The 23,415-nt window shown below is 67.3% G+C and carries 23 protein-coding genes and 3 tRNA genes; 15 read left to right on the plus strand and 11 right to left on the minus strand.

Annotated elements, in window-relative coordinates; all coding sequences use genetic code 11:
• Positions 1-113 precede the first annotated feature (113 nt).
• The 3 genes from BJ987_RS04615 to BJ987_RS04625 all read left to right on the plus strand — a co-directional run bounded on the left by BJ987_RS04615 (position 114) and on the right by BJ987_RS04625 (position 4,659).
• Positions 114-1,937 (plus strand): ABC transporter ATP-binding protein, encoded by a 1,824-nt coding sequence (locus tag BJ987_RS04615; protein WP_209884993.1) that lies wholly within the window; start codon positions 114-116, stop codon positions 1,935-1,937.
• A complete protein-coding gene (locus BJ987_RS04620; protein ID WP_209884995.1) occupies positions 1,937-3,874 on the plus strand; it encodes an ABC transporter ATP-binding protein in 1,938 nt (645 codons plus the stop codon). The genes BJ987_RS04615 and BJ987_RS04620 overlap by 1 nt, the downstream gene beginning before the upstream one ends.
• A 236-nt stretch (positions 3,875-4,110) precedes the next feature.
• Entirely contained in the window at positions 4,111-4,659 is a 549-nt protein-coding gene (locus BJ987_RS04625) for a putative glycolipid-binding domain-containing protein (protein WP_209897833.1), read from the plus strand.
• A gap of 18 nt (positions 4,660-4,677) precedes the next feature.
• On the opposite strand, the gene BJ987_RS04630 is transcribed toward BJ987_RS04625, so the two are convergent.
• On the minus strand, positions 4,678-5,628 hold the full coding sequence (locus BJ987_RS04630) for a prephenate dehydrogenase (RefSeq protein WP_209884997.1): 951 nt from the start codon (positions 5,626-5,628) through the stop codon (positions 4,678-4,680).
• A 58-nt stretch (positions 5,629-5,686) separates the two neighbouring features.
• Between BJ987_RS04630 and BJ987_RS04635 the strand changes: the two genes are divergently transcribed.
• The 5 genes from BJ987_RS04635 to BJ987_RS04650 all read left to right on the plus strand — a co-directional run bounded on the left by BJ987_RS04635 (position 5,687) and on the right by BJ987_RS04650 (position 7,709).
• A complete protein-coding gene (locus tag BJ987_RS04635) occupies positions 5,687-6,226 on the plus strand; it encodes a tRNA adenosine deaminase-associated protein (protein WP_209884999.1) in 540 nt (179 codons plus the stop codon).
• A gap of 47 nt (positions 6,227-6,273) precedes the next feature.
• Positions 6,274-6,708: a nucleoside deaminase gene (locus BJ987_RS04640; protein ID WP_245366537.1), complete on the plus strand. Its 435-nt coding sequence runs from the start codon at positions 6,274-6,276 to the stop codon at positions 6,706-6,708.
• Positions 6,709-6,756: 48 nt separating this feature from the next.
• Positions 6,757-6,847: transfer RNA gene (locus BJ987_RS04645), tRNA-Ser, on the plus strand.
• A gap of 78 nt (positions 6,848-6,925) precedes the next feature.
• Positions 6,926-7,054 (plus strand): hypothetical protein, encoded by a 129-nt coding sequence (locus BJ987_RS37680; RefSeq protein ID WP_281070354.1) that lies wholly within the window; start codon positions 6,926-6,928, stop codon positions 7,052-7,054.
• A gap of 73 nt (positions 7,055-7,127) precedes the next feature.
• Positions 7,128-7,709 (plus strand): hypothetical protein, encoded by a 582-nt coding sequence (locus BJ987_RS04650; protein WP_209885001.1) that lies wholly within the window; start codon positions 7,128-7,130, stop codon positions 7,707-7,709.
• A gap of 263 nt (positions 7,710-7,972) precedes the next feature.
• On the opposite strand, the gene BJ987_RS04655 is transcribed toward BJ987_RS04650, so the two are convergent.
• A complete protein-coding gene (locus BJ987_RS04655; protein ID WP_209885003.1) occupies positions 7,973-8,212 on the minus strand; it encodes a hypothetical protein in 240 nt (79 codons plus the stop codon).
• A 206-nt stretch (positions 8,213-8,418) separates the two neighbouring features.
• Between BJ987_RS04655 and BJ987_RS04660 the strand changes: the two genes are divergently transcribed.
• Positions 8,419-9,645, plus strand: a complete 1,227-nt coding sequence (locus tag BJ987_RS04660) for a helix-turn-helix domain-containing protein (RefSeq protein WP_209885005.1) — start codon at positions 8,419-8,421, stop codon at positions 9,643-9,645.
• 15 nt (positions 9,646-9,660) lie between these two features.
• On the opposite strand, the gene BJ987_RS37685 is transcribed toward BJ987_RS04660, so the two are convergent.
• From BJ987_RS37685 to BJ987_RS04670, 3 genes are all read right to left on the minus strand, one after another.
• Positions 9,661-9,792 carry a hypothetical protein gene (locus tag BJ987_RS37685; RefSeq protein WP_281070355.1) on the minus strand — a complete coding sequence of 44 codons (132 nt, stop codon included), beginning with the start codon at positions 9,790-9,792 and terminating at the stop codon, positions 9,661-9,663.
• A gap of 9 nt (positions 9,793-9,801) precedes the next feature.
• A complete protein-coding gene (gene fadD32 / locus BJ987_RS04665) occupies positions 9,802-11,724 on the minus strand; it encodes a long-chain-fatty-acid--AMP ligase FadD32 (RefSeq protein ID WP_209885007.1) in 1,923 nt (640 codons plus the stop codon).
• 132 nt (positions 11,725-11,856) lie between these two features.
• Positions 11,857-13,107, minus strand: coding sequence for a KasA/KasB family beta-ketoacyl-ACP synthase (locus BJ987_RS04670; RefSeq protein WP_209885009.1), 1,251 nt, complete (start codon positions 13,105-13,107; stop codon positions 11,857-11,859).
• Between the two features lie 278 nt (positions 13,108-13,385).
• On the opposite strand from BJ987_RS04670, the gene BJ987_RS04675 reads away from it, so the two are divergent.
• The 4 genes from BJ987_RS04675 to BJ987_RS04690 all read left to right on the plus strand — a co-directional run bounded on the left by BJ987_RS04675 (position 13,386) and on the right by BJ987_RS04690 (position 16,332).
• Positions 13,386-14,510, plus strand: coding sequence for a DNA cytosine methyltransferase (locus BJ987_RS04675; protein ID WP_209897836.1), 1,125 nt, complete (start codon positions 13,386-13,388; stop codon positions 14,508-14,510).
• 15 nt (positions 14,511-14,525) lie between these two features.
• A complete protein-coding gene (locus BJ987_RS04680; protein WP_209885011.1) occupies positions 14,526-14,939 on the plus strand; it encodes a very short patch repair endonuclease in 414 nt (137 codons plus the stop codon).
• A gap of 359 nt (positions 14,940-15,298) precedes the next feature.
• Complete coding sequence (locus BJ987_RS04685) at positions 15,299-15,943, plus strand: DUF998 domain-containing protein (RefSeq protein ID WP_245365818.1); 645 nt, start codon at positions 15,299-15,301, stop codon at positions 15,941-15,943.
• Entirely contained in the window at positions 15,940-16,332 is a 393-nt protein-coding gene (locus tag BJ987_RS04690; protein ID WP_209885013.1) for a RidA family protein, read from the plus strand. The genes BJ987_RS04685 and BJ987_RS04690 overlap by 4 nt, the downstream gene beginning before the upstream one ends.
• A 5-nt stretch (positions 16,333-16,337) precedes the next feature.
• Here the strand turns inward: BJ987_RS04690 and BJ987_RS04695 are convergent, their stop codons facing one another.
• The 4 genes from BJ987_RS04695 to BJ987_RS04710 all read right to left on the minus strand — a co-directional run bounded on the left by BJ987_RS04695 (position 16,338) and on the right by BJ987_RS04710 (position 18,238).
• A complete protein-coding gene (locus BJ987_RS04695; RefSeq protein WP_209885015.1) occupies positions 16,338-17,072 on the minus strand; it encodes a maleylpyruvate isomerase family mycothiol-dependent enzyme in 735 nt (244 codons plus the stop codon).
• Between the two features lie 177 nt (positions 17,073-17,249).
• Positions 17,250-17,322, minus strand: a tRNA-Arg gene (locus BJ987_RS04700).
• Positions 17,323-17,339: 17 nt separating this feature from the next.
• Positions 17,340-17,429, minus strand: a tRNA-Ser gene (locus tag BJ987_RS04705).
• 92 nt (positions 17,430-17,521) lie between these two features.
• A complete protein-coding gene (locus BJ987_RS04710) occupies positions 17,522-18,238 on the minus strand; it encodes a dienelactone hydrolase family protein (protein ID WP_209885017.1) in 717 nt (238 codons plus the stop codon).
• Between the two features lie 178 nt (positions 18,239-18,416).
• On the opposite strand from BJ987_RS04710, the gene hisC reads away from it, so the two are divergent.
• Positions 18,417-19,496, plus strand: a complete 1,080-nt coding sequence (gene hisC / locus BJ987_RS04715) for a histidinol-phosphate transaminase (protein WP_209885019.1) — start codon at positions 18,417-18,419, stop codon at positions 19,494-19,496.
• On the opposite strand, the gene BJ987_RS04720 is transcribed toward hisC, so the two are convergent.
• A complete protein-coding gene (locus BJ987_RS04720) occupies positions 19,489-20,583 on the minus strand; it encodes an alpha/beta hydrolase (RefSeq protein WP_209885021.1) in 1,095 nt (364 codons plus the stop codon). The genes hisC and BJ987_RS04720 overlap by 8 nt on opposite strands.
• 60 nt (positions 20,584-20,643) lie before the next feature.
• Positions 20,644-21,678: a Nickel transporter NicT gene (gene nicT / locus BJ987_RS04725; RefSeq protein ID WP_209897840.1), complete on the minus strand. Its 1,035-nt coding sequence runs from the start codon at positions 21,676-21,678 to the stop codon at positions 20,644-20,646.
• Between the two features lie 593 nt (positions 21,679-22,271).
• Here nicT and BJ987_RS04730 point away from each other — a divergent pair.
• On the plus strand, positions 22,272-23,393 hold the full coding sequence (locus BJ987_RS04730; protein WP_209885023.1) for a nitric oxide synthase oxygenase: 1,122 nt from the start codon (positions 22,272-22,274) through the stop codon (positions 23,391-23,393).
• The last annotated feature ends 22 nt before the right edge of the window (positions 23,394-23,415 follow it).

Here is a 23,415-nt window from a genome sequence, read left to right on the forward strand (position 1 = left end):
AAATTCGGTGGCCTGGAGCACGTCGTTTTGACACCCTGAGATGTCGGACCCCGGTGGGAACATCACGGGCGTCGCGTTCTTGACACCGCAAACCACCAACCCGAGGGGGAGCTTTGTCAGTTGCACTGGAGATACCCGCCGCCGAGCCCGAAGGCGACAGACTTCCGCGGTCCGGGGCAGCCGAACCACCGGGCCGCCTGGTCTCGCTGCGCCGCTTCGGCCCCTATGTGCGGCCACACCGGAACGCCCTGCTCGCGGCGACCGGCCTGGCGCTGCTGAGCGCGCTGACGGCCATCGTCATCCCGGTGGTGATCGCCAGAATCATCGACGGGCCGCTCGCGCGGGGCGATTTCGCCGGGGTGCTGTGGCCGGTGGCGCTGGTGCTGGTGCTGGGGTTGCTGGAGTCGGTGGGGGTCTGGGGGCGGCGCTGGCTGGTTTCCAAACCCGCGACACAGGTGGAAATCACCATGCGCGCCAAGATCTTTCGCAAGTTGCAGGCGCTGGCGATCGGGCGGCACGACGCGTGGGAGTCGGGGCAGTTGCTGTCCCGCGCGGTCGACGATATGGCGACGCTGCGCAAGTTCATCGCGTTCATCGGGCCGTTCCTGCTGATCCACATGGTGCTGATTCCGGTCGGCATCGTGGTGCTGGTGGCGTTGAACTGGCGGATCGGGTTGCTGTTCGCGGTCATCGCCCTCCCGCTGACCTGGTTCTGCGTCCGCTTCGAACGTAAATACGCGGTGGCGTCCCGGCGTTCGCAGGACCAGTCCGGCGATCTGGCCACCACCGCCGAGGAATCCGCGCAGGGCGTCCGGGTACTGAAGGCCTTCGGGCGGGGCGCGTTCTTCGGTGCCAGGTTCACCGCGCAATCACGGGAACTACAGCAGACCGAGTTGCTGAAGGTTCGGCTGGACGCGAACCTGTGGTCCGCCATGGTCGCGGTGCCCCAGCTGGCCATCGCGTTCGCGCTCGGCTATGGCGCGTTCGCGGTGGCGAACGGCACGATGACGCTCGGCACCCTGGTCGCCTGCATCACGCTGGCCAACTTCCTGCAGTGGCCGATCATCTGGACCGGCTTCCTGCTGGCCGAGTGGAACGACGCGCGCACGGCGGCGGATCGCTACTGGGAGATCATCGATACCCCGATCGATATCACCGATCCACCGGATCCGGTGCCGTTGCCCGTACAGATCCGCGGCGAATTGCGTTTGGACGGCGTGCGATTCGGCTTCACCCCGGAACCGGAGGACGGCGGCTCGGTACTGGAGGACATCTCGCTCACCGTGCGTCCCGGCGAGACGGTGGCGCTGGTCGGTGCGACGGGCAGCGGAAAGACCGCGCTGCTCAACCTGATTCCGCGGCTCTACGACGTCACCGGCGGCGTGATCAGCATCGACGGTATCGACATCGCCACGATGCGGGTATCGGACCTGCGTTCGCTGGTCTCGGTGGCGTTCGAGGAGCCGGTGCTGTTCTCGGCCAGCGTGCGCGAGAACGTGGCGCTCGGCAATCCCGACGCTTCGGACGACGACGTGCGGCGCGCCCTCGACGTCGCCCAGGCCACCGAGTTCGTGGACAACCTGCCCTGGGGTCTGGACACCCGGATCGGCGAACAGGGCATGAGCCTGTCCGGCGGACAGCGGCAGCGGCTCGCCTTGGCGCGAGCGGTGCTGACCGGCACCGGCAAGGGCGGCCGGATCATGGTGCTCGACGATCCGCTCTCGGCGCTCGACGTGGAGACCGAGGAGCGGGTGCAGGAGCGGCTGCGCACCGTGCTCGCCGACGCGACGACTCTGCTGGTGGCACACCGGCCTTCCACGGCGGCGCTGGCCGACCGGGTAGCGGTGCTCGCCGACGGGCGCATCGTCGCCGAAGGCACCCACGACCAGCTGATGCGCGGCAGCACCGTATATCGAGATCTGATGGGAGGTGAGTAGTGAGCACCGAAACGATCGAGTCGAAAGACGCGGCGGCGCAGGAGGAATCGCGACGACGCGATGAGGTCGCCGGCTGGCGCGGCATCGCCAGCGAGGACAAAGAGGTCACCGCGACCGGCAACCTGGTGCTGGCCGAACGATCCCGGCGGCTGCTGCTCGAACTGGTTAGGCCGTATCGCAGACAGGCGATCCTGGCCCTGGTCCTCATCGTGGTGGACAATGCCGCGAAGGTGGCGGGTCCGCTGTTCATCGCCTACGGCTTGGACACCGCGATCGCGCAGGGCGGCAAGGGCAACTGGGCACCGCTGATCTGGACCGTGGCGGGTTATCTCGGCACGGTCGCGCTCAGCATGGTCACCACCTTCGTATTCCTGCGCGTCTCCGGAAAGCTCAGCCAGAGCGTGCTTTTCGATCTGCGCGTGCGCGCGTTCGCGCACACGCAACGGCTGAGCGTCGCCTTCCACGAGAAGTACACCTCCGGCAAGGTGGTGTCCCGGCTCACCGGCGACATCGAGACCCTGCAGGAACTGCTGGAGAGCGCGCTCAATCAGGCGCTCAGCGCGATCCTGTCCGTGGTGACCATCGCGGCCATCCTGATCTACCTGAATCTCACGCTGGCCGCGATCGTGCTCGCCGGGTTCGTCCCGCTGCTGCTGGTCACCCGCTGGGCGCAACGCCGTCAGCGCGCCGGCTACCGCAAGACCCGCGGCGCCATCGCGAAAGTCGTGGTGCAGTTCGTGGAATCGATGGGCGGCATGCGCGCGGTTCAGGCGTTCCGCCGGGAGCAGCGCAACGAATCGGTGCTGGCCTATGAGGACGCGGCCTACCGGCAGGCGACCATTTCCGCGATGCGCGGCATGGGCGATTACGCCGGCTTGACCAGGCTGCTCGGCAACTTGACCACGGTGATCATCATCCTGGTCGGTGCCTGGATGGTCATCGAGGGCAACCTCGCGGTGGGCGTGCTCGCGGCCTACCTGCTGTATCTCACCGAGTTCTACGGTCCGCTCGACGAACTCGCGCAGGTCTTCAACTCGTATCAGTCGGCCGCGGCGGCGCTGGAGAAGATCTCCGGCGTGCTGGAGGAAGAGCCGTCGGTCCCGGAGCCGAAAACGCCGGTGCCGCTGGGCAAGGCGACAGGCGCGGTCCGGATGGATCACGTGTGGTTCGGCTACGACCCGGGATCGAAGCCCACCGAAGACGTCCTCGAAACCGGCGGTGACAGTGCGAGTTCCGACGGCGTAGTGGCCAAGGCGGTGCTGCCCGAGTTCAGTTTGGCGATCCCGGCCGGGCAGGTCGTTGCCCTGGTCGGTGCGACCGGCGCCGGAAAGTCGACGCTGGCGAAACTGCTCACCCGGTTCTACGACCCGTCCGGCGGCGTCATCACCCTCGACGGAGTCGATCTGCGCGAGGTGGCCGATGCCGACCTGCGGCGCAATGTCGTCATGGTGACTCAGGAGGCATACCTGTTCTCCGGTTCGGTGGCCGACAACATCCGGCTCGGCCGGCCGGACGCGACCGACGCCGAAGTGCACGCGGCGGCCCGTGCGGTGGGTTTGTCCGACTTCGTCGCCAAACTCCCGCGGGGCTTCGACACCGATGTGAAGAAGCGCGGCGGCCGATTGTCGGCGGGTCAGCGGCAGCTGGTCGCGTTCGCCCGGGTGTTCCTGGCCGATCCGGCGGTGATCGTGCTCGACGAAGCCACCTCCAGCCTGGACATTCCGAGTGAGCGGCTGGTCCAGCGGGCACTGGAAACGGTGCTGCACGGGCGGACCGCGGTGATCATCGCGCACCGGCTGTCCACCGTCGCGATCGCCGACCGGGTGCTGGTGCTGGAAAACGGGCGAATCGTGGAGGACGGCGCACCGGCCGAATTGATCACAGGCAGCGGCCGGTTCGCGGGTTTGCACGCGGCCTGGCGGGAATCACTGGTGTGAGCGGTGGTCCATGTGCGTCGACCGGCTACGGGGTTGGCCGGTCGCGCACATGGCGCTCGATCGGTTCCAGCGGTTTGCTGCGGGCGCCGCACAGTTGATGCTGGATGTACCGCCCGTGACCACCGGGGGGCGACGCGGAGTCGCTGGTGTGGTGCGGGCTCACCCGGTTTGTCGCTTACGGTAGATACGTGACCAACCCAGCCCCTGGCTCCGGCACCGCTTCCCGCTGGCCGGCGATGCTCACGTGGCGCGCGCACAACGCGACGCGGATGGAGTCGGTGCGCGTGACCTTGAACGGCAATCGCATCCGGGCCGCCGGGCGCATGATCGGCGGCGCGTGCGACGAGCATCCCGCGTTCAGCGCGTCCTACGACCTGGTCACCGACGAGAGCGGTGTCACCAAGCGGCTGTCGCTGCGCACCACCACACCGGCGGGCGAACGGCATGCCTCGCTCGCCCGCGACGAAGAGGACTACTGGCTGGTCGACGCCGGCGGCAGCCATGTGCGCTCCACCTTCGCCGGTGCGCTGGATGTCGACGTGGTGCTCAGCCCGTTCTTCAATACGCTGCCGATCCGCCGCTTCGGATTGCAGAACGCGGTGCAGGACGTGCAGGTGCCGGTCGTCTACGTCCGCTTGCCGGATCTGCTGGTGCAGGAAGCCAGCCTGACCTACAGCAGCGGCCCGAACGGCATCAATGTGCTGTCCCCCGTCTCCAGCGCCACCGTCACGGTCGACGCCGACGGTTTCGTCCTCGACTATCCCGGTCTAGCCGAGCGCATCTGAACTCGCGCCGCGGTGTGATCAGGGCAACTCGGTCAGGACGCCGCCGCGCTGACCCGCGACACGCAGGGCTTCAAGCCAATCGTGCTCGCCGGGGCGCACATCGGTGATCGCCCAGCGTTCGGCGGTCTCGTAGTCCCGGCGGCCGTCGTGTCCCGCCGTCACCAGGTCGGCCAGAGAACCGTTGTCGCGCAGACTGTCCCGGGCGGCGCTCAGCACCGTGAGCGTGTCCTCCAGCACCTCGAGCAGGGCCGCCCGGTTCGGCTCACAGATGGCGCGCACCAGATCCGGCGCGGTCCCGGCGACCCGGGTGCCGTCCCGGAACGAGCCCGCCGCCAGTCCCAGCGCCAGCGGTCCCCCGCTCGCCCCGCTGACGGCCAAAGCCTCGGCCAGCACGTGCGGCAGATGCGAGATCCGCGCGACGGCGCGGTCGTGTTCCGCCGCCACCACGGGCACCACCACGGAGCCACAGTCCAAAGCCAGTCGCACCACCCGGCGCCACGGGTCCACGTGCGTGCCTTCGTCGACGCCCACCGCCCACACCGCGTCCCGGAACAGCTCCGGGAAGGTCGCCGCCCACCCGGACTCCGAGGTCCCCGCCATCGGATGCCCGCCGACGTACCGCGCCGCGAGCCCGTGCCGGTGCACCGCCGCCAGCACCGGACCCTTCACGCTCACCACATCGGTCAGCGGGCAACGCGGCGCATAGGCGGCGATCGTGCCGAGCAGGTGATCGACCGCGGGCATCGGTACCGCCACCACGATCAACGCATCGGATTCCGCGGCCCTGGTCAGTGCCGCCACCAGATCGGATGTCACGTCGAATCCGTCGGCTCGGGCGGCCCGCGCCCCGTCTTCGGAACGGTTGTAGCCCCAGTTCTCGTAGCCCGCGGCGGTGGCGGCCCGCAGCAGAGACCCGCCGATCAAACCGGTTCCCAGCACGCAGATCGGGGCCTTCAGGTCGCGCGTCATCGGAACAGATTGGCATACGACTTCAACATTTCGGGTCAGGCAGACTACCGTTGCGACCATGGCAGCACAGCGCTCGGGCACGAACAGTGCGGCGTCGGAAGACTATGACGTCGTCGAGGGGTTCGCCGTGGCGGTGGTCCGTGAAGAAGGCAAATGGCGGTGTAGCCCATTGAGCCAGGCGGCCCTCACCAATTTGTCCACAGCGGAAACCGAATTGAAGGCTTTGCGCAGTTCAGGAGCGGTCTTCGGGCTGCTGGACGTGGACGACGAATTCTTCATCGTGCTGCGGCCCGCGCCGAGCGGCACCCGGATGCTGGTCTCGGACGCGACGGCCGCGATCGACTACGACATCGCCGCCGATGTACTCGAGGCGTTGAACGTCGAGATCCCCGATATCGACCCGGACGAACTCGACGATGTCGAGCCGTGGGAAGAGGGCGATCTCGGTGTGCTCGCCGACCTCGGTTTACCGGAGCCGGTGCTGAGCGTCATCCTCGCCGACACCGACCTGTACCCCGATGAACAGCTCGGCATGATCGCCCAGCGCCTCGGTTTCGCCGACGAACTATCGGCGGTCCTGGACAAACTGCCGCGTTGACCGAGCGGACCGACGGCACCCCCGGCGCCGTGCCGTCCGACGCCGAGATGGTGCGCGCCGCGCTCGCCGCGGCCGCCACCGCCGATCCCCGTGACGTCCCGGTGGGCGCCGTCGTCTTCGACGCGTCCGGCCGCGAACTGTCCCGCGCCGCCAACGCCCGCGAGGCGCTCGGTGATCCGACGGCGCACGCCGAAGTCCTCGCCCTCCGCCAGGCAGCCCAACTGCACGGCGACGGCTGGCGCCTCGAAGGCTGCACCTTGGCCGTCACCCTCGAACCCTGCACCATGTGCGCCGGCGCCCTCGTCCTCGCCCGCGTCGACCGCGTCCTCTTCGGCGCCTGGGAACCCAAAACCGGCGCCGTCGGCTCGCTCTGGGACGTAGTCCGCGACCGCCGCCTCAACCACCGCCCCCAGGTCCGCGGCGGCATCCTGGAACCCGACTGCGCCGCCCTCCTCGAATCCTTCTTCACCCGCCAACGCTGACCACCACCCGATTTAGCGATCCGCCCCCTCTCCGGTATGGTTGTCGGCGGTGGCGTGTCCGAGCGGCCTAAGGAGCACGCCTCGAAAGCGTGTGAGGGGTAACCCCCCTCCGAGGGTTCAAATCCCTCCGCCACCGCCAAAAGCCTCTCACTTGCATTGCAGGTGAGAGGCTTTTTCTATGCCTTCAGCAGGCATCGAAACGAAATGTTCGGAGAACGTGAGCGACGACTTCGCCAAGAGCCAGATCCGCGCGCGAGTAGAAGGCCGATTCGAGGTCGACATCTTCCAGCCGCTCGGCGACGTTTCGATTTCCACAACCAACTCGCGCTGCCCGCTGGCTCCGTGACTGGATGTCGAGTCATCCCTCGCGGCCTGTATTTTCCTGCGCCACTGCCGGTTCCGGGTGCGATGCTGTTTGGGTGACTCCGTGGCTCCCGCTAGTCAGCTCGCTCGTCGTCGCCTCGGTGACGCTTATCGGCATCCGAATCAACAACCGCACGAATCGTGCTGCCATTGCCGCAACTGATGTGCGCGAGTTCCGAAAGTGGCAGCGCGAGACGGTCTTGCGGCAGTGTGTCGAGGCACTCGAAACCGCTCATGTTGCGCACGACGAGTTCCACAACATCTGGAGCCGACTGTCCAAGCCGAGCATGGCTGAACTCAGAGGCAAAACTGACGAGTTCTACCGGAAGTTGTCCCTGTCGGCCACGACGCTCGAGATGCTCGACGCGCCCGCCGTTTCTGTGATTTGCCATGATCTGCGCTTCCAGATCGGTGAGACCCAGTCCGCATCGTGGTTTGTCCTGGATCATCCAGATCTGGAGTACGACGACCTGAACCTGGACGATCTCGAGAGGAATGTGAACCTGCTAGACGGTCTTGTCGACCGCCTGGCAGCAGCGGCACACGACGAATTCGAGCGGCTTGCCCGTGCCGACCACCCAGCGCGGGCGACCCCCATCCGAGCACGTTTTCTGCGTGGCCACCGCAGCAACGACTGACGCCAGACGCCAACGTCACGAGCCTCTGTGACTTACGAGCACAACGACGTTCGGCGATCCGCAGGGTTACGCCCCCCAACGGTTCCAGACGACACACACCCACTGTGGATCGTTCGATGTCCCGTACCCGGTGAGCACATCCACGTGCCACTGCGGGTGCCACTCCTGAATGTTGAGTGCGAAGAGGGCCACTTCGGCCGGCGTATCGGGCAAGGTCGTGCCTAGCTGGGGTTTCGTGCTGGTGTCCAGGCCCCACATGGTGATCACTCCCACGCCCACAAGTTCCAATAAGGAAGCTCAGGCACTTCGGCCGGTTCGTTCTCGACAGGCTCGACCTCAACGGTGTACTCAGGGTGCCAATTCTTCAGTGCCCGTCCGAATCTCGCGATCACATCTGCGGGAGCCGAGTAGTAGAGCGCCGGATGTCGTGCGCGGTCGCCGAAGTTGACGCGCATCACTCGGCGCGGGAGATCTGGTAGATCGTTGCCTGTACCGGGTTCCATGGCCGCCGCCTCGTGCGTGGTCGATGTGCTTGGTGAGCACCCGCCGCCGGGGCCGAGCTGGGCAGTGTCGTCAACCCGACGGCGGGTTGAGGTGAACGCTAAGTGCCTGCATCTCGGCGGTCGGGTACGTTCCGTACCCCCTTCTCGGCCGCCGGCCTCCGGCTACGCTGGAAATACTCGAACCATCCGGCGGAAGGTGTGAGGCGATGTATGGTCCTGACGACAGCGCACCAGTCGGCAGGCGGATCAAGTGGCAGCGCGAGCGCGTTGGTATGTCGCGGCCTGTCCTGGCCGGTTTGGTCGGCCGATCTGCCGAGTGGCTGAAAGCTGTTGAGAGCGGCCGGATTCAAACTCCACGGTTGCCCATGCTGCTGCGGATCGCGCGCGCACTCGAGCTCGAGGACCTGGCGGAGCTGACCGGCAACGACCACGCTGTGCCCGTGTCGGTGTTCGCCGGCGAGCGGCATTCGACACTCAACGATGTTCAAGCGGCACTGACCGACTTCCGGTTGAGCCCGCCGGACCGCGCCGCGAACGTCGATCACCTAGGTGAGCGAGTCCGGCAGGCGTGGCAGGTTCGGCACGCCAGCCCGGATCACCGAACACAGCTCGGCGTGCTCCTGCCGGGTCTGATCAGGGACGCGCAGGGCGCGGCCCGCTCGGCCGGAGATGAGCGCCGGGCCGCCCGCCGTGCGCTGGCGGCCGTCTATCAACTCGCTGATTTCTACGTCGCGTATCAGCCTGCGCCCGAACTGGTTTGGTTGGTCGCTGACCGCGCCCTGAACGAGGCGTACGAGGCCGACGACCCGTACACAATCGCGTGTAGCGCATGGGCCATGGTGCAGGCGCTGAGGGATTCGGGCCGTTGGATCGAGGCAATCACTTTGGCGCGCAACGCGATCGAAGGACTCTCGCCCTACCTGGACAGGGCGGGGATCGCAGACGACTGGCGCGGCATCGCCGGCGCCCTCGAGGCCGAGGTCGCATACGTCCACGCGCGCCGGGGCCGCTACGGCGAAGCGTGGGAGCACTGGGAGCGCGCCGACCAGATTGCCCGCCGGCTCGGTCCGGCGTACCGGCATGTACAGACCTCGTTCTCGATGCCGGTACTGGCAGCACACGCGACGACGCTCGGCGTCGAGTTGCGCCGTCCCGCCGAGGCATTGCGCGCGTCCGAAGGTTTCGACGCGGACAGCATTGCCTCGCTGCCACGCCGCAGCCGCCATTTCATCGAGGTGGCCCGCGCGCATTTCCAGCGCGACGAGTCGACTGCCGTGCTGGCACTGCTCGACAAGTCCGAGCGGACAGCGCCCGAAACGATCCGGTACAACGGCTATGCCCGCGAGATGCTGCGTGCCCTGGCGGAGCGTCCGCCGTCCGGTATGCGCGAGGACGTTCGGGCGCTGTGCCAGCGGGTCGGCGTCGCTAGCTGAGCGGGCACGTGCGGACTACACCGTGCACTTCAGCCGGTGCGGGAGTTGCTTGCAGCGCGTGAACTCGTCGTCCAGGACCTCGTAGAGGGCGACCAAAAGCAGGAGGATGACCCAACTGGGGATCATCCATCCCAGCAGATTCGTCATGGTGCCGATCTAGGAGACGCCCGCGTTCTCCGGTTCCCGGTCGACGGTGTCCGGGAAGGCCTGTTGCTGGTAGCCGCCGCGCAGGGTGCCTTCCAGATAGGCGGCTCGGCAGGCGCGGCGGGCGATTTTGCCGCTGGAGGTGCGCGGGATGGAGCCGGCGGGCACCAGCAGGACGTCGCGGACGGTGACGCCGTGCCGTTGGGAGACGGCGGCGCGGACGGTGTCGGCTACCGGTTGCGGGTCGAGTTTGGCTGCGCCGCTGCCGCGTTCGGCGACGATGACGAGTTGTTCGGAGGTGTCGTCGGCGTCGAATTTCAGGCCGGAGTGGCTGTCCTGGGCGAAGACCAGCGCGGGCAGTTGGTTGGCGGGGACGGAGAAGGCCGCGATGAAACCGGGGCGCAGCGCCGAACTCGCTTCCTGCGCTGAGTATTCGAGATCCTGGGGGTAATGGTTGCGGCCGTCGACGATGACGAGATCCTTGACCCGGCCGGTGATGTAGAGCTCGCCGTCCAGGTAGGCGCCGAAATCGCCGGTGCGCATCCAATTCGCCTCGGGATCAGTGCCTTTGGCGTGGCTCTCGGGTTGGCGGACCCGGAGCTTGTTGTGGAAGGTGGCTTCGCTCTCCTCCGGTTTGCCCCAGTACCCGATGCCCATGTTCTCGCCGTGCAGCCAGATTTCGCCGACTTGCCCCTCCGCGCGTTCGGCCCCGGTTTCGGGGTCGACGATGACGGCCCACTGCGACAGCGCCACGTAACCGCAGGAGACCTGGGCAATCGCGTTGTCGGCGTGCGGGTCTGTCTCGACCATGCGGCCGTCGTTCAACGCGGCGCGGTCGACGTAGACGACCTTGGCTTCGTCCTCGGCTTTGGTGGCGGACACGAACAGGGTCGCTTCGGCCATGCCGTAGCAGGGTTTGATCGCGGTCTTGGGCAGGCCGTAGGGCATGAACGCCTCATTGAACTTCTTCATCGAGGACACCGACACCGGCTCGCTGCCGTTGATCAAGCCGATGACGTTGGACAGGTCCAAGTCCTCACCGGGCTTCGGCCGGCCGCGGGCCGCCGCATGCTCGAACGCGAAATTCGGTGCAGCCGCGAATGTTCCGGCGCCGTCGGAGACCGCCGCCAGCTCTTTGATCCAGCGGTAGGGCCGCCGCACGAACGCGCTCGGCGACATGATGGTGATGAACCCGCCGCCGACCGTCGGCAGGATGACGCACAGCAGCCCCATGTCGTGGAACAGCGGCAGCCAGGTGACGCCGCGCGAATTCTCCTTCACGCCGATCGCGTCGATCATCTGCAGCAGATTGGTGCCGACCGCGCGGTGGGTGATCTCCACGCCGGCCGGCGTCCGGGTGGACCCGGAGGTGTACTGCAGGTAGGCGACATTGTCGATATCGATGTCCGGGCGCACCCACGTCTCGCCGACGCTGTTCGGAATCGCGTCGACCGCGATGATGCGCGGGCGTTGCGCGGCGGGCAAGTGCCGGAAGAAGTTCCGCACCCCCGCCGCCGAGGTGGACACCGTCAGGATCGCGGCCGGTGTGCAGTCGCTCAGCACGGCGTGCAACCGGTCGGTGTGGCCCTGCTCCTCCGGATCGAACAGCGGCACCGCGATATTGCCCGCGTAGACGGCGGCGAAAATCGACACCACGTAGTCCAAGCCCTGCGGCGCGAGTATCGCGACCCGATCGCCCGGCTGCGTAACCTGTTGCAACCGTGCGGCTACCGCCCGCAACCGGACACCGAACTCGCGCCAGGTGAGGTCTTGGTACTCACCGTCACGCTCGCGCGAGTAATCGATGTAGCGGTAGGCGAGGGCGTCGCCGTTCTCCGCGCTGTGCTTGTCGACGAAGTCGATCAGGGTTTTGTCCCCGAGGATTTTGATATTGCCGTGCTCGTCCAGATAGTCGTCAAAGGTCTCGCCGATCATCGCTTTTATCCTTCATCCCACGCACGCACCGGGAGTGCCGTGACACCGAACACAGGTCGACCATGGAGCGCCGGGAAGGTTAGCAGGTTATGCGCCCATAGTCATTCCGCCTGGATATAACTCAGCTTCTCCTCAGTACCGCCCGAAGGTGATGGCCACGTTGTGACCGCCGAACCCGAAGGAGTTGTTCACCGCGTAGTCGATGCGGCCCGGCCGGGCTTGTCCCTTGACGATGTCGAGATCGACGTCGGGGTCCTGATTCTCCAGATTCAGGGTGGGTGGGACGACGCTGTCGCGGACGCTGAGCACGGTCAGCACCGATTCCAGCGCGCCGACCGCGCCGATGGAATGTCCGAGGGCCGACTTGGGCGCGTAGACCGAGGCGTGGTTGCCCACGGCTTTGCTGATCGCGTTGGCCTCGGCCGTGTCACCGATCGGGGTGGCGGTGGCGTGCGCGTTGATGTGGTTCACGTCGTGCTTGGTGATGCCCGCGGTCTGCAGCGCCCGGGTGATCGCGCGGGCCGCGCCCGATCCGGTGGGATCCGGTGCGACCAAATGGAATCCGTCGGAGGTGACGCCCGCGCCGAGCAGGCGTGCGTGGATCGTCGCGCCTCGCGCCTTGGCGTGTTCTTCGGTCTCGATGACCATCATGGCGCCGGCCTCGCCGAACACGAACCCGTCCCGGCCCATGTCGAAGGGCCGCGAGGCCGCCTTCGGGTCGTCGTTGCGGGTGCTCATGGCACGCATCATGGTGAACGCCGCGATCGGCACCGCCTGGATGGAGCCCTCGACGCCGCCGGTGACCACCATGTCGGCGTCGCCCATCACGATCATCTTCCAGGCGTTGGCGATCGCCTCGGAGCCCGACGAGCAGGCCGACACCGGCGTGCAGACGCCCGCGCCGGCGCCGAGTTCCAGGCTCACGCAGGCGGCCGGACCGTTGGGCATGATCCACTGCACGGTCAGCGGCGAGACCTTGCGATAGCCGCCGTTCTGCATTTTGTCGCGCTGATCGATGATCGCTTCGGCGCCGCCGAGACCCGTGCCGATGGAGACCCCGAGCCGGGTCTTGTCCACCTCCGGGCTGCCCGCGTTGCGCCACACCTCGCGCCCGAGCACCGTCGCCATTTGCTCGCAATAAGCCAGTCGCCGGGCTTCGCCCGGGGTCAGGCTAGCCGACGGCGACACCTTGAGATGGCCGCCGATCCGGACCGGCAGCCCGAACTGGTCGATGAATGAGTCTTCCAGCACGTCGATCCCGCTCTCACCATTGAGCAGGCCCTTCCAGGTTGAATCGACATCGCCGGCGATCGATGTCGTCGCGGCCAGGCTGGTCACGACGACATCGGGGAAGTTGCCACGTTTGGTGGACGAAATCTGCATAGGGCTCGCTCTCCTGGCATCACGGGTTGAACCGGGGAACTGCGCGGGAAGATCGGCAAAGCGCCGCAAGCCTAGAACGGCTCGGGCCGAATCGAATTATCGGGGAGGCGGAGCTAATCCGCAGCAAGACACGCAACCTGGTACGAACGTACTGGTCTGTGCGCATCCCGGAGCCCACACGGCCGCGCGCCGCCGGGCCGCCTCGAGTAACGTGCACTGGGCCGCGTCGGCGGTGACGAAGGCTTGCAGCTGAAAGGTGGACAGTGACGGGCGGGCGGATGGTCGGGCTGTTCGCCGGGATCGGCGGGCTGGAGCTCGGCCTCGGCAGGCACGGCTGGCGCTCGGAACTGCTGTGCGAAATCGATCGAGGCGCCCAGGGCGTGCTCGCCGCCCGCTTCCCCGAGGTCGAGTTGCACGCCGACGTCACCCGGCTGCGATCGATTCCGGCGGGCACCGAGCTGGTGGCCGCGGGCTTCCCGTGCCAGGACCTGTCTCAGGCCGGACGCACCGCCGGCATCACCGGTTCCCGCTCCGGTCTCGTCGACGAGGTGTTCCGGCTCGTGCGCCGCAAACGCGGCCCGCGCTGGCTGCTGATCGAAAATGTCCCGTTCATGCTGCAATTGGGCCGCGGCGCGGCCATGCGGCACATCACCGACGTGCTGGAGGAGCTCGGTTACACCTGGGCCTACCGGGTGGTCGACGCGCGCGCGTTCGGATTGCCGCAGCGCCGCCAGCGGGTGCTGATGCTGGCCTCGCGCACCGAAGATCCGCGGCCGGTGCTCTTCGGCGACGACGAGGGTCCGCGCGAAGTCGGTGACCCGCACCGCGATCCGTGCGGCTTCTACTGGACCGAGGGTGTGCGCGGGCTGGGGTGGGCGGTGAACGCGGTGCCGACCTTGAAGGGCGGTTCGGCGCTGGGCATCGCGAGTCCGCCCGCGGTGCGGTTGCCGTCGGGGGAACTCGTCACGCCGGGGATCATCGACGCGGAACGGTTGCAGGGCTTCGACTCCGAGTGGACCGCCCCCGCGACCGAGGTGCCGGGCGTGCGGGCCGGCCATCGATGGAAGCTGGTCGGCAACGCGGTGAGTGTGCGGATGGCGGAATGGGTCGGATCCCGGCTGGCGGCGCCGGAGGGTGACTTCCCGGCGGGGACCCCGCTGGCCGAGAACACGGCGTGGCCGACCGCCGCGTGGGGCCGCGCGGGAGTTGCTGAACGTATGCCAGTGTCCACGTGGCCGGTCCAGGAACCGTATGAGGATCTGAAGAATTTCCTCGCCGATTCCCGCCTGCTCTCGGCTCGGGCCACAGCGGGATTCCTGCGCCGGACCACCATGGGCAATTTGCGCTTCCCGCCCGGTTTCCTGGATGACGTGCACAGCCATCTGGCCCGCATGCGTACGTGAGTAACTTGGAACCCGATGACGAGCGCGAGGCCCCGGACCGACGCGGCGACCAGTGCGCGCATGTCGCGGCAGCGGCGCACCGGCACCAAACCGGAACTGGAATTACGGAGAGAACTGCATCGGCGCGGTCTGCGCTATTTCGTCGACCGGGCGCCGCTGCCCGGTCAGCGCCGTCGGGCCGACGTCGTGTTTCCGCGTTTACGCATCGCCGTCTACGTCGACGGATGTTTCTGGCACCGCTGCCCTGACCACGCGACGGACCCGAAGAACAACGCCGAATGGTGGGCGGCCAAACTGGCCGGCAACGTGACGCGCGACCGGGCCACCGACGTCGCGTTGATCGCCGCGGGCTGGCAGGTGATCCGGATTTGGGAGCACGAGGACCCCGTGGCGGCGGCCGACCGGGTGCAGGGCGCTTTGCGGCGGTGAGCTAGCGGCGACGGTGACCGACCGCGTGCAGGCCGCGTTGCTGCGGTGGCCTATCAGCGCGACGGCGGCCGACCGTGTTGCAGCCGTGGCGCGGCGGTGAGCTATCGGCGACGGCGCTGAACGATGCTCGCGGGTGCGTGCGTCGAGAGATATCCCGAAACCACCATGCCCGCTGTAACCGCGAACCCGGCGAAAGCTGTCATCAACCCATTCATGGTTCCAGACTCGGCCGTGAACCTGGCAGGACTCTGAGCGGGCGATGGGAATGCGATGCGAATGCCCTCCGATAGCAGAGAATGGAGCCCGTGTCCGATAGCCGAGAGATTGCTATGCGACGGAAATGGGTCGCGTCGTGCTGCATGGCCTTCGCCCTCGTCCTCGCCGGACTCTGCTATTCATCCTGGGTGCTGGAGTTCGTTCTCCCGGTCCACGCCGACCCCGTCAACACCTTTCTGAGCGAATTGGACGCCGAGGGCAAGCCCTACCGCTGGGTTTTCGCCACCGGCGACAAGATCACCGCCGCCCTGCTCGTCCCCACCGCCCTCACCGGCCTGTGGATCTTCCCCCGCCGCCGCCTCAGCACCCTCGGCTGGGCCGCGCTGCTCTGCTTCGGCGCCGCCACCATCGCCGACGCCCTGTTTCCACTCACCGACTGCGACGCACCGTCCTGCGGCGACGATCGCAGCGCCCTGTTCCCGCAACTGCATCAGCCGCATGCCATGACCAGCACACTCGCCGTCACCTCGATCGCGGTCGCCGTCTTGGCCTTCAGCCTCGCCGCCTTCCGCTATCGCCCGCACTGGCGCGTCCTGCGTGAACTCGGACTCGGCTTCCTGCTCGTCGGCGCGCTCGCCACGGTCTGGATGCTGGTCGCCGACAACCTGTCCGGTGACTACGCCCTCGGCATCGCGCAGCGCGTCCAGGTCGCCGCCATGTCGCTATGGCTGGGCACCCTAGGAATTGCCGTGCTCCGCGAAGCACGCGATGACATGCTGTCCGCGTGAGCACTCGTATCAACATCTCCTCCGAATCGGAATTCGAAGACGTCGTCGGCTACTCCCGCGCCGTCCGCATCGGCAACGTCGTCGCGGTCAGCGGCAGCACCGCGGCGGCTCCCGGCGGCACCGCGGTCGGCGGGGACGACATCGCCGAACAGGCCCGAGAGGCGCTGCGCCGCATCGCCACCGCGCTCGACAAGGCCGGTGCGAGCCTGTCCGACGTGATCCGAACCCGCATCTTCGTCACCGACATCGCCCGCTGGCCCGAGGTCGCCGAGGCCCATCGCGAATTCTTCGGTGACATCCGCCCCGCCGCGTCCATGTACGAGATCCAGGCCCTGATCACCCCCGCGCTCTTGGTGGAGATCGAAGCCGACGCCGTGCTCAGCGAATAGCGCCCTCACTTCCACGCAGGCAATTCCGGCAGCGGACCGGTGAGATCGGAACCGTCGGAGCGACCGAGCAGCCAAGCGAGCAGAGCCGTCGCCGACCCCGACACCGTACGATCAGGTTCGCCGGAACCGATGGTTGCGGCGAACCCGGTATCAGTGGTCTCGACCGCGAAAGCCGTTGTGCCGGTTCCTGTTTTGGCGGCGGCCTTCGTGAGATCGATCGCCGCCTCCGGCAGCAGCCGGGCGACGAACGGCGCGGGCCAATCAGCGGGCCGGTAACCGAGCCCGAGATCCACATGATGAATCTCGACCTCCCGCAACCGCATCCACGGAATGAACGACCCAGGAATCTCGCCCCCCTGCCGATTCCGCACAGTAGCGCGCCACGCCGCATCCGAAGCGGTCCGCGCGAGCTCCAGCCAACGCGCCGCCGTCGCCTCGACATCGGCGAGCTGCTCCCCCAACCCCCGCGGCGCCCCCTCCTCGATCTCCCGATCCCGAACGGAAACGCTTGCGTACTGCGGAGTTTCGACCCCCGTCCGCGCCCACATCAGCAAATTCACCAAACTGTCGGCATTCCGAGCGATATGCGCCAGCACATGCCCCCGCGTCCACCCCGGCAACAACGAAGGCTCCCCCACCCCCGCCTCCCGCATCCCCTTGACACTCTCGAGCAACCGAGCGGTCCCCTCAGCCACTTGATCGATCACATCGGTAGGCGCGGCGGAATCAACACTGGTCACCCGTCGAACCCTAATCCGCCCAACCAAACCCGGTCCATAGGTCAGGCACTGAGGCTGGCCGGGGGTCCGGGGGCAAAGCCCGCCGGGCGGGCGTGGGGGCTGCGCCCCCACATAAACACAACGAGATAAGGCCCCGGCAAGCGCTCTACGCGAGCACAAGCCAGGGCCGTAATCGAGTGCGCCCGAAGGGATTCGAACCCCTAACCTTCTGATCCGTAGTCAGATGCTCTATCCGTTGAGCTACGGGCGCATGGGTATTCAGTTATGTGGCGGAGGCGAGAGGATTTGAACCTCCGGTCCCCGTGAAGGGACAACTCATTAGCAGTGAGTCCCATTCGGCCGCTCTGGCACGCCTCCTGGAGCCTTCTCTTCGAGGGCACCGGTCCTTTCGAACCGCCGAGCATGAAGATTACAGGAGGCACCGGTCAGAGTACAAAACGCCTGGTCAACTAGCGTAAGTTGCTGTCGAACCAGTCGAAGATGCGGGTTTGGGCGGCGATGAAATCGGTGTCGTCTTCGTCGGCTCCGGGGCCGGAGTGGTCGGCGCGGTGGTGCAGGCCGGGGTAGCTGACGACCAGGGAGGCGACGGAGGCGCGGGCGGCAGCGTCGCGGAGTTGGTCGATGTGCGCGGACGGGATGGCGGGGTCGTCCGCGCCGTAGAGGCCGAGCCACGGAGCCTGCAGTTCGGGAGCAGCTCGGACCAGGGCGTCGCAGTCGTCGGTGAGGGGTTCGAGAATGCCGGGGGCGGCGACGCTGACGGCCGCTCCGACCGGGCGGTTGGTGGCGACGAGGAAGGCGGCGGTGCCGGCGTGGTCGAACCCGAGGACGCCGATGCAGTCGGGGAAGACGCCGTGCGCGGTGAGCCAGTCGTGACAGGCGTCGAAGTCGTCGAACAATTCGTCGCCGAAGACTTCGTGAGAAGGATCACCGTTGGCGCGATGGAAGAGGTTGGGGGCGACGACGGTCCAGCCGTCGACCGCGAGCGCCTGCATGAGCTCCAGCAACGGCGCGGTGAACTCGCGGGATTCGTGCAGGACGACGATCGCGCCGCGGGCATGGCCCTCCGGTTCGATCACCATGATCGGCACATGCTTGTCGGCGTCAGGACGCTCCGCCAGCGTGGTGGCTCGGCGTAGGGGGGCAATATCGTCAAAGGTGCCCGACATGGCATCCAGAGTAGGGCGACAGCCTGATCTTGGCGAGAAGTTGCACGTGAGCGGGTTCCAACCGCAATTTTTCCGGTACGGACGACCTGATCGGTGTCTGGACCGAGCCCGGATCGAGACCTGCGCCTCGGTTCCGCACCCCGATCCGAGGCCGTGCCGCGCCCTCTAGGGTGTAGGAGTGAGTGCGCAGATCCGGCCGGACCTTTCCGCTATTCCGGCGTACACCCCAGGCCGCAGCTATCCCGGCGCGGTCAAGCTGGCAAGCAACGAGACCACGTTGCCGCCATTGCCCGCGGCCGCCAAGGCGATCGGTGCGGCAGCGGAGCTGGCACACCGCTACCCGGACAATCAGGCCACCGAACTGCGCGCGGCGCTCGCGGATTTCCTGGACGTCACCGTGGAGCAGGTGGCTGTCGGCTGCGGCAGCGTCGCGCTGCTGCAGGAGCTGGTCCAGATCACCTGCAGTTCGGCGCAGGACGAGGTGCTGTTCGCCTGGCGCTCGTTCGAGGCGTACCCGATCGTCGCTCAGGTCGGTCACGCGACGGCCGTGCAGGTGCCGCTGACCTCGGAGCATGTGCACGATCTCGACGCGCTCGCGGCGGCGGTGACACCGCGGACCAAGCTGGTGTTCGTCTGCAATCCGAACAATCCGACGGGGACGGCCGTCGGCCAGGACGCGCTGGTGCGCTTCCTGGATGCCGTGCCCTCGGATGTGCTGATCGTGCTGGACGAGGCCTACTTCGAATACTTGCGGCTGGCCGGCACCGGCCAGTGCCCGGACGGCGTCGAACTCGGCCGTGGCCGCCCGAATGTCATTGTGCTGCGCACGTTTTCCAAGGCGTACGGGCTGGCCGGGCTGCGGGTCGGTTACGCGGTCGGCGATCCGGAGGTGATCACCGCGCTGATGAAGGTGCACATTCCGTTCAGCGTGAACCGGGTGGCGCAGGCGGCGGCGATCGCGTCGCTGGAGGCACGTGGTGAATTGCTCGAACGCACCGATGCGCTGATCGTCGAACGGGAACGAGTCCGGGCGGCGATGCGCGGGGCCGGTTACGAGGTGCCGCCGAGCGAAACCAACTTCATCTGGCTGCCGCTGGGCGGGCGCAGCGCCGCGTTCGCGGAGGCGAGTGCGGAAGCCGGCGTTCTGGTGCGCCCCTACACCGCCGACGGCGTGCGCGTCACCATCGGCGACCCGCACGAGAACGACACCTTCCTGCGTTTCGCCACCGATCCCGAGGTCGCGGCGCGCTTCAGCTGAGACCGGCCGCCAGCGCCGGCCAGGACGCGGCCAGTTCGTCGGACCAGTACGGCCAAGAGTGCGTGCCGGTCGGTCGCAGGTTCACCGCGGCCGGAATACCCAGTGCGGCAAGGCGATCGGCGAGGCTGCGGGTGCAGGTGAAGGTGGCGGCCTCCAGCGGGCCGCCGAAGCCGACGGCGCTGACCAGTTCCGGATTGCCGGGCACGTCGTACTTGCCGGGTATCCCGCTGCCCGCGGACAGGTAAATCGCCTTGCCGCGCAACGCGTCCGCCTGCGACAGCACATCGTGGGCACGCCACTGCGGATCTTCCTCGGGGCCGAACATATTGTCCGCCTTGCCGTTATAGGTGGCGACTACGGCGCGCGCCTGCGCTTGCCCGGCATCGCTGCCCATCTCGTAGCAGCCGCTGTGCCCGGCCACGGCGGCATAGAGCTCCGGCTGTCGCACCGCCAGCATCAGCGCGGCCTCCGCGCCCATCGACACGCCCATGACGGCATTGCGGCCGGTGCCGGCGAACTGGGCGTCGATCAGCGGGGGCAACTCCTCGGTGAGGAAGGTTTCCCACTTGTTCAGGCCGAGCACCGGGTCCTCGCGGCGCCAGTCGGTGTAGTAGCTGGCCGGGCCGCCGACGGTAAGGACCACGGTGACGTCTTTGTCCTCGAAGAATTCGGCGGCGCCACCGAGTACCGTCCAGTTGTTGCTCTCGGATTTGGCGCTGCGGCCGTCGAGCATGTAGACGACCGGGCGCGGCTGAGAAGTATTGCGCGGCAGTAGAACCTGCACCTCGACGGTGCGGCGCATGGCGGGCGAGGAGATGAACACGCGCAGCTTGCGTTCGCCGACCTGGGTGATGCGCTGGATGAAGGGGGTGGCGGGCGGCGCGGTGGTGGGCGCGGCCGGATCCGGCTTGTCCGAGGAACCGCTGTTGGGCTTGACCTGCGGGTCGGAAAGGGCCGCGGGCGGCCCTAGGGCCGCCGCACCGGCTAGCAGGGCGGCGGTGGCGAGCACGCCGGATAGCCGACGTAGTGCCTGTGCTGACGGCTTGTCCCGGATGTGCTCGGAGACGATTTTGCGCCGAGACCGCATGGATTCCATACTGCCAGAAATGGGCGGTTCATCCCGCGCGCCAGCGGTTCTCGCGGCGAGTTACGCGGGCGCGTCGAGGTTTTCCTGCCATCGGCGCTCCACGCCGGCGAAACGCCAGACGGCGACGGCGACGACCCAGGTGAGGACGAACAGGCCGACGATGATGTAGCCGAGCGCGCCGAGATCTAGGTTGCCGACCCAGGCGACGGGCCCGGCTTCGATTTCCAGTTTCTCGACGAAGATCGAGATGATCTCCTGGCCGCCGATGAGCAGCGCCACCGCGACCGAGAGGCCGGTGATCACCAGGTTGTAGTAGATCTTGCGGACGGGTTTGGCGAAAGCCCAGTCGTAGGCATAGCTCATGAAGGAGCCGTCGAGCGAGTCGAACAGCGTCATGCCCGCCGAGAACAGCACCGGCAGAACGAGAATCGAGTACCAGGGCAGCCCGGTGGCCGCCGCGCCGCCCGCGATGACCAGCAGGCCGACCTCGGTGACGGTATCGAAACCGAGGCCGAAGAGCAGGCCGACGGGGTACATGTGCCGGGGTTTGCGGACCAGGCCGACCACCGGTCGCAGGATGCGGTTGAGCAGGCCGCGGTTGTCGAGTTCGCGTTCCAGGGCGGCTTCGTCGAACTCGCCCCGGCGCATGCCGCGGAAGACCCGCCAGATTCCGATCAGCGAGGCCAGGTTCAGCAGACCGATGGCGATGAGGAACGTGCCCGAGACGCTGGTGCCCCACAGCCCCGTCCAGTGCTGCAGCGCCGAATCCTCGTCCTCCAGGTTGGCGGCGAGCGCACGCACGCCGAACGCCAGCAGCGCGACCAGGATGAAGACGACGCTGGAGTGACCCAGGGCGAACCAGAAGCCGACGGTCTGGACCTTCTGCTTGCCGTTCTCCGCGACCAGCTTGCGGGTGGTGTTGTCGATGGCGGCGATGTGGTCGGCGTCGAAGGCATGCCGCATGCCGAGGGTGTAGGCGGTGACGCCCAGGCCGACGCCGAATACGGCCCCGCCGACCATGTGGTGGCCGGGCACCACGAACAGCAGCAGAGTGCCCCAACCGAGAATGTGGAGTGCGATGACGGCGACCACCATCCCGATCACGCTGTATCCGCCTGCCAACCCCTTGCGCACTGTGCACCTCGCTACCTCGCCCAACCGATCGTTGAACGGTACGACAGGCGTATGACAGCGAGGTTGCCTGGAAGCCCCTGGCAAACTCCGATTCGGTCGCTTGACTGACAGCGCAGGCCAATCCAACTGGGATTACGTCGAATTCGGGCACACGACCAGCACACCGGTCGTACGCTTTTCCCCGGGCCTTCCTCAGGCGTCGATCGGATACCGGATGACCGCGCGCAGCTCTGCCCCACACCCAGCTCAGGGTGTTGCGTGCGCGGACATGCGCAAGAGACGCCGAGAACGCGCCCGCACCGACAACATCGTTCGCCCCGCACCAGCCCGGCGATACGGGCTACTTCACGGCATCACGGAGCGCCGCTCCGGCCGCGCTCCCCCGACACCGTTCCACGTCCGTCGCGCATACCCCTCGCGAACTTTCGCGGCGGGCTGACCCGCACGGCTCCTGGCCCGGCCGGCGTACGCCGGTGATCGATCCACGCTCCACGTTCGATGTCTTGTCTGTTCTCGCAGTACCTGATGCCCGACCGGAGAAAATCGTGAATCAAATGTTGCCCGTTCGTCAGTTCCAAAACCTCACCGACGCAGGCGCTTTCGGCCCCGAGCAAGCACGCCGGCTGCGCGAGTGCGACGAATTCTTCCGACAACCGGAATTGGCGCACCTGCCGAGCCATCGCCGCCGGGTCGCCCTGCGCGAACTCGAACACGAGGCCGTCTACGAGCACACCGCCGAGGAAATCCTGATCGGCGCCAAACTCGCCTGGCGAAACCATGCCCGCTGCGTCGGCCGGAAGCATTGGCGCGCACTGAAATTGATCGACGCACGCCATGTGCGCTCGGCCACGGAACTGGCCGAGGCCTGCTGGGAGCATCTGCGCCTGGCCACCAACGGCGGCGCCATCCAATCCATGATCACCGTCGGGCCGCCGCGCCGGCCCGACGGTCGCGAATTCCGCATCGTCTCCGCACAACTCATCCGCTACGCGGGCTACCGCAATGGTGACGGCACCGTCACCGGCGACGCCGCTCACGTCGCGGTCACCGAATTCGCGCAGAAGCTCGGCTGGCGCGGCGCGGGCACACCCTTCGACATCCTGCCGGTGCTGATCAGCACTCCCGACGAACCGATCCGCTGGTTCGATGTGCCGCGAGAGCTGGCGCGCGAGGTCGCCCTGGAACACCCGGACTTCGACTGGTTCGCCAGCCTGGGCCTGAAATGGCATGCGCTGCCGGTCGTTTCCAATATGGACCTGGAGATCGGCGGCGTCACCTACCCCTGCGCGCCGTTCAACGGCTGGTACGTCGGCACCGAGATCGGGGCCCGCAACCTCTCCGACACCAACCGCTACAACATGCTGCCGCTGATCGCCGACCTGATGGGCCTGGACACCTCCAGCGCGCGCACGCTCTGGCGCGACCAGGCCCTGATCGAACTCAACCGCGCCGTGCTGCACAGCTACCGCAAATCCGGCGTCTACCTGGTCGACCACCACACGGTGGCCAAACAGTTCTGCGACCACGTCGCCCGCGAACAGGCCGCAGGCCGCACCTGCCCCACCGACTGGTCCTGGATCAACCCGCCCATCTCCGCAGGACTGACACCCACCTTCCACCGCTACTTCGATCCGCCGGACGACTCGATCCGCCCGAACTTCGTGCGCCGGGGATAAGGAAAAGCCTCTGACCTTATCG

Source organism: Nocardia goodfellowii, assembly GCF_017875645.1.
Classification (GTDB): Bacteria; Actinomycetota; Actinomycetes; order Mycobacteriales; family Mycobacteriaceae; genus Nocardia; species Nocardia goodfellowii.